We start from the raw sequence: 7,940 nt of genomic DNA, 5'->3' as shown, positions 1-7,940 counted from the left end.
CGAGATAAAGGAATGTGACTGGAGTTCAGACGTGTGCTCTTCCGATCTACCCGATTTGCTCAAGGTCATTGTCGACGATGCGATGTACGCTGATATCTGCACGATTCCTGAACTTCCTGACGCTAAAAAAGAGCGCTTTGTAAAGGAGTTCGGAATTAACGACTATAATGCCTCCGTTATCACGGCAGAACTCGAAACCGCCCATTATTTCGAAGAGATGCTGGAACAGGGGATTACGGCAAAAAATGCCGTCACATGGCTTACCGTCGAGTTAGCAGGCCGTTTGAGCGGCGGGGTGAGCCCATCCACCTCACCGATCAGTGCGGTGATGCTCGGAACATTGGTTAAGCGGATCGAAGAGTCTGTTATCAGCGGTAAAGCGGCCAAAGAAGTTTTGGATTATCTGCTCGATAAGGGCGGAGATATCGATGAAGTAGTCGAAAAACTCGGACTCAAACAGGTGAGCGATACGGGGGCTCTCGAAGCGCTTATCGATGAGATTTTGAGCGCTAACGCGGATAAAGTCGCCGAATACAAATCAGGGAAAGATAAACTCTTCGGTTTCTTTGTCGGTCAGGCGATGAAAGCATCGAAAGGTTCCGCGAATCCGAATACGCTGAATGAAATTCTCCAAGCCAAACTGGCCCAATAAGAGCTCCCGTGATCGGACGATGGATAGTAGGATTTGCTTTTTTACTCCATACATCGCCCCGATACCGTCATTACAAAAAGTTTTTTCATAATCTTCTGGAAAACCCTTCTTATCCGTATAAAAAGTTTTTCGATTATGTGATGATGGCGCTGATCGTTCTCAGTGTCTATATCTTGATTCGTCACGTCAAACACGAGATGAGTGCCGAATGGCTTTTTTTTAACAGCTATGTCATTTCCCTCATTTTTTTAGCCGAATATCTGCTCCGTTTATGGGTCTACAGCGATGTCTCCAAGATTATCATAGAACAATATGAACACGATTTGTTTTTGCAGCGCTCATTCGGATGGAGGAGTGCCGTGCGCCAAACGCTCTCCAGTAAAGCGGGATATGTATTTTCTCCGTCGGCAATTATCGATTTGCTCGCCATTATGCCGTTTTTCCATGAGCTTAGAATGTTGCGTATCTTTATCTTGTTTCGGGTTTTCAAACTGTTTCGCTATACGAAAAGCTTGACGCAGTTCGTTTCGATCCTCTCTTCCAAAAAATTTGAGATTTTCACCCTCGGCCTCTTCGCTACCGTGATTATCGTCGTCTCTTCCGTGTTGATCTATATCATGGAAGCGAACAACCCCGAATCACCGATCAATACGCTTTTTGATGCCGTGTATTGGTCGGTCGTTACGATTTTTACCGTCGGTTACGGGGATTTCGTTCCGGTGACGGAAGAGGGGCGGACGGTTGCGATGGTCATCATCGTCGCGGGTATCGCCGTCATGTCGTTTGCGACCTCGATCGTCGTATCGGCGTTTACCGAAAAACTGGATGAGATTAAAGATGACAAGCTGGTGGACGATGTCTCGAAACTGAGCCGTTTTTATATCGTTTGCGGGTATTCTCCGCTGACGCGCGAAGTCGTGCTGCGATTTCATAAAAGCGGTAAAACAGTGGTGGTTTTGGAAAAAGACACCGCCAAAGCACAAGAAGCACACAAAGCGGGGATTACCGCTTTGGCGATGGATTCTTCGTCTTTGGCGACCTATCAGACCCTCAAAATTGATTTTGAACGGCAGGTAGAATCGGTCTTGTTGTTTCAAGAAAGCGATGTTCTGAATGTTTACACGGCGTTGACCGTTCGGGAACTCTCGGCAGGCATCGAGATACTATCGATACTGAATCAAGTGGAAAACCGTCGTAAACTGCTCTTGGCCGGGATTAATAAAATCGTCTATACGCAGGAGCTTATAGGGCTCATGAGCAAGCAGGTGAGCGGCAAACCGGTCGCATTCGATGTTATCAACGCTTTGCGTGCCGAGAAGAGCGGAGTCTATATCGAAGAGATCGCTTTGGATAATTATACCCGCAACCGCTTTTTCGACACGATTACCCTTCCGCTGTTCCAAAAACGCCTGATAGTTCTGGGACTTTATAAAACCGTCAAAAAATCGTTTTTTTTCAATCCCGACGCTACTGTGGATATCGAGGCGGGAGATGTTGCGATCGTGATCGGAACGCGCGCCCTGATCGATGAGTTTAAAGCGATGACCTATCAAAAAGGGCGGCGATGAAATACAACAGTGCCATCGTATTCGGATTTAACGAGTATGCCAAACAAATCATCCGTCAAATTTCGGGAGAGTATCCGAACTTCGAGATTTTTGTGATGAGCGAGGAAGAACTCGCTTCCGTGCATGCGGCAGGATACGAAGGGGAACTTTTCGATCTGGGAGAAAACTGGCAGTCGATTCAGCGACGGTTCGATTTGAATTCTTTGATCGTATTTTGCGCACTGCATAACGATGCCGAAAACGTATTTTTGACGATTTCGCTCCGATCGGTTTTCTGGCATTTGCCGATTATCGCATTGGCCGGAGAACATGAGAGCGCGCGCAAACTCAAAAGTGCCGGGGCGAATAAAGTGATGCCGATTTTACAGATCACGGCGGGAGTCATTTCGGAAATGTTGGAAAAACCGATTGTAAATGAGGTAATCCACGATATTTTATATGAAAATTCGGCGCTCAAAATCGCCCAGATAACGGTTCCGAAAGACTCTTTTTTGGTTGGAAAATATCTGTACGATATCGACTGGGCAAGCGAATTTGACGTGATCGTCATCGCCGTCGTTGACCATGAACTCTCGGCGACGTTTAGTTTTACCTCAAAAGGGCACAATCACCACATCGATCCCGAGGATATTTTGGTCGTGATCGGGTATGATGACAAAATCGCTATTCTCTCGGAAGCCATAGGGGTGCAACAATGAGTACAATCGGAGTTATCGGTGCCGGAAAATGGGGTCAGGCGCTTGCATTTGCCCTGAGTGAAAAGAATAAGGTCATTATTACATCGCGAACGCGTCGGGATTGGGATAATTTCAAAAGTCTGGACGAAGTCTTACAGTGCGAATATCTCGTGATAACGGTCCCCGCCCAGCAAATAGGGCAGTGGCTGGCAGAAAACTTTGTCTTTTCGGGACAAAAAGTTTTGGTCGCGGCTAAAGGGATCGAGGCTTCCAGCGGCCGTTTTTTAAACGAAATCTATGCAGAGTATCTTCCTGAAGAGAATCTCGCATTTCTCTCAGGACCGTCGTTTGCCGCAGAGGTGATCCAATCTCTTCCGACCGCATTGGTCATCAACTCGGTATCGAGAGAAACGGCGAAAGCTTTTTCGGCTCTTTTTCCGAAGTTTATCCGAACGTATGTGAGTGAAGACGTTATCGGTGCCGAGATTACGGGGGCTTATAAAAACGTCATCGCAATTGCCGCGGGCATTTGCGAAGGGCTGGGGCTAGGTCATAACGCCGCAGCGAGCCTGATCGCCCGGGGATTGGTCGAAATGGAGCGTTTCGGACGGGGGTACGGTGCGATGAGCGAGAGTTTTCTGGGACTTAGCGGTGCGGGAGATTTATTTTTGACCGCGAGTTCGACGATGTCGCGCAACTATCGTGTCGGATTGGGGCTTGCGGAAGGATTGAGCAAGGAGGCGGTATGTGCACAGATCGGCGAGGTGAGCGAAGGGATCGGAACGGCATATGCCTTGCATGAAATAGCGCTTGCACGCGGTCTTTATCTTCCGATTGCTGCGGAAGTATACGCGATATTAGAGGGCAAATCGCCGCGCCAAAGCCTGCGTGATTTGATCGAGCGCTAAGCAATGGGCGAAGCATCCGGAAAACTCTTTTTATCCGTAGCGACAGCTTCTGCAGTGATAGGGCTGAGCTTCATCTTCGGATTGACTTTGCCGCAGTCGGCATTGCTAGGCTCTATCGTATTGCTGGTGGCATTGTGGAGCAACGAAGTTTTGCCGATGGCAGTCGTCTCGCTGCTGCCGATCATCCTTTTTCCGGCCTTCGGAATCACCGATACGAAAACGACGTCGCTGAATTACGCTAATCCGATCGTCTATCTTTTTTTCGGAGGGTTTTTACTCGCGATTGCGGTGGAAAAAAGCGGATTGCATCGATGGATGGCCCACCATCTGCTCAATCTCTTTCCTAAAACGGCCAAAGGGGTTATTTTCGCATTGGCGTTTACCTCGGCAATGCTCAGCTCGCTTCTGTCCAATACGACGACGACGCTGCTGTTGATCTCGATGGGGCTATTTCTTTCCGATATCCCTCGCATACAGATGCGTTATCTGCTTGCGATTGCATACGGAGCAAGTATCGGAGGGATTATGACCCCTGTGGGGACACCGCCGAATCTTATTTTGCTCGGGGTACAAGTCGAACATGCTCTCCCCGTGATGCCGTTTGTTCAGTGGGTCGCGATGGTAGCTCCGTTGGCGTTTGTGATGCTTGCGATCATGGGGTGGATTCTGGGACGCGGCCTGGGAGATGAACCCTCCCACGCGAGCGAATCGCATCCGCCGCTTACGTTTTCTCAGGCCAAAGTATTGAGTCTTTTGGGACTGTTGATGGGGATTTTGTTTTTGAATACGCCGATTCATCCTTACTGGAACGGATTAGGGCTGGCGGAAGAGGGGGTAATGCTCACTTTCGGGCTTCTGCTGTTTTTGCCGGGGATGAATCTTTTGGAATGGAATGAAGACAAAGGGAAAATCCCGTTTCGGATCATGTTTTTGTTCGGGGCGGGATTTGCGATCGCAAAGGCCTTTTCGCAAACCGGTTTGGCCGATACGACGGCACAGAGTTTGGCAGTGTTGGGAACCTTTGCTCCATGGATCATTATGCTGGCAATCGCGACGCTGATTACGTTTACGACCGAAATCACTTCCAACACGGCATTGATTTCGGTTATGCTTCCTGTGATCTATGCGTTTTCGACTCAAAACGGCATGGATCCGACTCTGTTGATGATGGTGGCGACGATCAGTGCGAGCTACGCGTTTATGCTCCCGATCGCTACCCCTCCTAATGCAATCGTGATGGGGACGGGGATCATTAAAGTAAAAGAGATGGCACGATACGGTATGGCACTTAATCTCATAGGGATCGTGCTGATCGTGCTGTTTGCCTATTTTTATTGGACAAAATTTATATAAAGGAGAAAGAATGTTGGTTCACATCGTGATGTTTGTATTTAAAGAAGAGAATAAAGAGGCCAATATGGTACGGGTAAAAACGATGCTGGAAGGGCTTCTCTCGAAGGTAGAGACGCTCAAAAGCATGGAAGTGGGGATCGACATCAGCCGTTCTGAAAGATCGTTTGACATGGTTTTGACGTCGACGTTTGCCGATCAGGAGGGATTGAGTACCTATGCCGTCCACCCGGCCCATTTGGAAGTGGTGAATATCATCAAAGAGGTTACGACGCTCTCTAAAGTCGTCGATTACGTCAAATAAGGGTAAACGTGCACGAAGATATCATCGATACCGGATCAAACGAAAACGGTTCCAAAAATTGGAAAGAGATTTTAAAGGCGTATAAAGTACCTATTGCCATCGGTGCCGCCATGATCATCGTCGCAGTAGGAGCCCTGTCGCATTATAAAAACGAACGGGTGAAAGAAGAACTGGTAAAAGCGATCGACGAATACAAAAAAAGTCTCGTACTCATCGGAGGAGAGCTTAATTATGACGGAATTGAGTGCAGCGGAATATTCTCTACTGATTGTACGCTGGACAATATTAAAGTATCGGTAATGGGGCAGGAACAGCTCTCTATCGCTTCTTTGCGTTTGGGTGACGTGACAGAACTGCGAACGCTCAAAGGGCTGTCGAAAGGGGAAAAAGTCAAAGCTTCCATCGATATCGACGCGCAGCGGGTGATCCTCCCTAAACCTCTGATGGCACAAATGATCGCCCATAACGTGAGCAACGCTTTTCAGGAAAACACGCTTGCAAAACTCAATGCGTTTGATCTGGCTTTTCAGGCCGAAGTGGAAGGAAGTTCGTCCTTGATGGATCATTTTGAAATCGGACGGCTGCGGATAGACAATGATGTGATGCCGATAGAATTTTCGATGAAAGCGGATAAAATTGCCGCAAATGACCCCGATTCGATGATTTTGCAACATTTTTCTTTGAGTCTCGAGAATAAAGCCGTCTCTGATGTGACGTTCGAATCGGTTAAAAGTTTTTTGAGTACGTTGCCGCTTGAAGATCAAGAGGTGTTTTTGAAAGAGTTTTCGTTGACACCGAACGATATGGAGGACAAACCTAAAGCATCAAAAGCGATCAATGCGGCGATTGCGAAACGGTTTGAAGGGGATTTGGCAACGACACCCGGGCTAGTCGAAAAAGAGTTGACCCGTGCCGTGATTAAAGTACTCCGAGGGGACGCACGAGAGATTACGTTGCGCGGAGAGAATCAAAATAATCTTTCTCTCCTGGATATCCAAAACGCATTGGCACAGACGATAAATATGGACGACGAAGCTGCTCAAACGTATATGAAAGATAAGTTCGATATTGCCGTAACGACCGATTAATCGATTACCGGAGAGGGGAGTGCGATGTCATATCCTTGGAGCAAATCGATGCCGACGGCGATACACTCTTCGTGTAATTTCGGGCTGCTTACAAACTCGGCAATCGTCATAATCCCAAGATCATGCGCCATCGAAACGATCGTTTTGGCTAAAAGTGCCATTTTAGGATCTTCAAGGCGCTGGATGATCGATCCGTCTATTTTGATATAGTCGATGTTGAGATTGAACACGTAGGCAAAATTGGAAAACCCCGCTCCGAAATCGTCCAAAGCACTTTTTACCTTATAGCTTTTGAGGAGAGTAAAAAAGTCGTTGACCCGTTTATAATCGATGACCGCTTGCGTCTCAAGCAGCTCGACAGTACACCGACTCGCGGTTTCAGGGTATTTTTCGAATAATGCGAATAAAAAAAGTCGGGTGTCGTCGTTTTGTATATCGCTGATCGAAAAGTTGATCGAAAATCCCTCTTTTCGGTGCTCGAAAGCCTCAAATACTTTTTTACAGATCATTTTTGTACATTCGGGATAGATATACATATGCTCTAATACCGGAAGAAAAGAGCCGGGCGTTAATACGTCCCCTTTTTCGTCGATCACCCGCATCAGCGCTTCGTATTTCAACACATGTTGATCCGTCGCCGAAACGATGGGTTGAAAATAAGGGACGATGTTATCGGTTACGAAGGCGATGCGGAGTTTTTGGGAGATAGTGAGATTTTCGGTAAATCTGTCGATCTCTTCGGGAAGAATAATATCGGCATTGATAAAGCGTTCACGCCGTTCATGACGGCTCATCATCGCATATTCGCAGCGATCAAAAATCGAATCGTTGATAATCCCGTACGCGCCGTAAAAGACGATTGTCGTCAATATCCGTTCGTTTCGTTCGAGTTCCTCTTCAATCTTACCAAGAATAGCGGGTACGTTCGGGCATATTTCGGGATTAACGATAAAGGCAAACTCATCGGCGTAAAAGCGATAGATATTTTTAAACGGGACATAGTTTTGGAGGACATCGGCAACGCTGAGAATAATCTCGTCTCCGTATCCTCTTCCGTAGAGCATATTCATTTTGGAAAAATCGCGAATATTTAAAACGACGTAACACGCTCCCTGATGCTGTTGCAAATCGTCAATCAGACTAAAACGGTTCAATAGTCCTGTCAACGAATCGATTTTAAGCAGTTCAAGTTTTTCGCGTAGAAAAAGAAAATGAAATTGCTCTCTTAGTCGCAGGGTAAAAGAGCGCAAATCAAGATAGAGTTCCAAAGCGTACAGATATTCGCCGCGATTAAAAAAGATAGTCGTACTCTCTGCAATGGCGTGGAGGGTTTTATGATCGTGGATAAATCCGCTGCGGCGGAGGGGATCGAGTATGTAGTTGGCGATCGAAT

General features: G+C 47.1%; 7 protein-coding genes. 6 read left to right on the top strand and 1 reads right to left on the bottom strand.

Features of this window, described 5'->3' with window-relative positions; translation table 11 throughout:
* The first annotated feature begins 660 nt into the window (after positions 1-660).
* Genes Q0389_RS09885 through Q0389_RS09860 form a run of 6 tightly spaced genes read left to right on the top strand, consistent with a single transcriptional unit; the run spans position 661 to position 6,547 of the window.
* Positions 661-2,220 carry an ion transporter gene (locus Q0389_RS09885; protein WP_298693846.1) on the top strand — a complete coding sequence of 520 codons (1,560 nt, stop codon included), beginning with the start codon at positions 661-663 and terminating at the stop codon, positions 2,218-2,220.
* Entirely contained in the window at positions 2,217-2,918 is a 702-nt protein-coding gene (locus Q0389_RS09880; RefSeq protein WP_298693845.1) for an NAD-binding protein, read from the top strand. Before Q0389_RS09885 ends, Q0389_RS09880 begins: the two co-directional genes overlap by 4 nt.
* The gene (locus Q0389_RS09875) at positions 2,915-3,805 is read left to right on the top strand and encodes an NAD(P)H-dependent glycerol-3-phosphate dehydrogenase (RefSeq protein WP_298693843.1); all 891 of its coding nucleotides are present in this window, start codon (positions 2,915-2,917) and stop codon (positions 3,803-3,805) included. Before Q0389_RS09880 ends, Q0389_RS09875 begins: the two co-directional genes overlap by 4 nt.
* Positions 3,806-3,808: 3 nt before the next feature.
* Positions 3,809-5,158 (top strand): SLC13 family permease, encoded by a 1,350-nt coding sequence (locus Q0389_RS09870; protein ID WP_298693842.1) that lies wholly within the window; start codon positions 3,809-3,811, stop codon positions 5,156-5,158.
* Positions 5,159-5,168: 10 nt separating this feature from the next.
* Positions 5,169-5,459, top strand: coding sequence for a Dabb family protein (locus tag Q0389_RS09865; protein ID WP_298693841.1), 291 nt, complete (start codon positions 5,169-5,171; stop codon positions 5,457-5,459).
* An 8-nt stretch (positions 5,460-5,467) separates the two neighbouring features.
* Positions 5,468-6,547 carry a hypothetical protein gene (locus Q0389_RS09860; protein WP_298693839.1) on the top strand — a complete coding sequence of 360 codons (1,080 nt, stop codon included), beginning with the start codon at positions 5,468-5,470 and terminating at the stop codon, positions 6,545-6,547.
* On the opposite strand, the gene Q0389_RS09855 is transcribed toward Q0389_RS09860, so the two are convergent.
* Positions 6,544-7,940 (bottom strand): EAL domain-containing protein (locus Q0389_RS09855; protein ID WP_298693838.1); only part of this gene is annotated, 1,397 nt, incomplete at its 5' end. The two genes, Q0389_RS09860 and Q0389_RS09855, sit on opposite strands and share 4 nt — an antisense overlap.

Origin of the sequence: uncultured Sulfuricurvum sp., assembly GCF_937936435.1 — a bacterium.
Taxonomy (GTDB): domain Bacteria; phylum Campylobacterota; class Campylobacteria; order Campylobacterales; family Sulfurimonadaceae; genus Sulfuricurvum.
The sequence above is the reverse complement of the archived record's forward strand: the minus strand, read 5'-3'. Positions and strand labels throughout refer to the sequence as shown.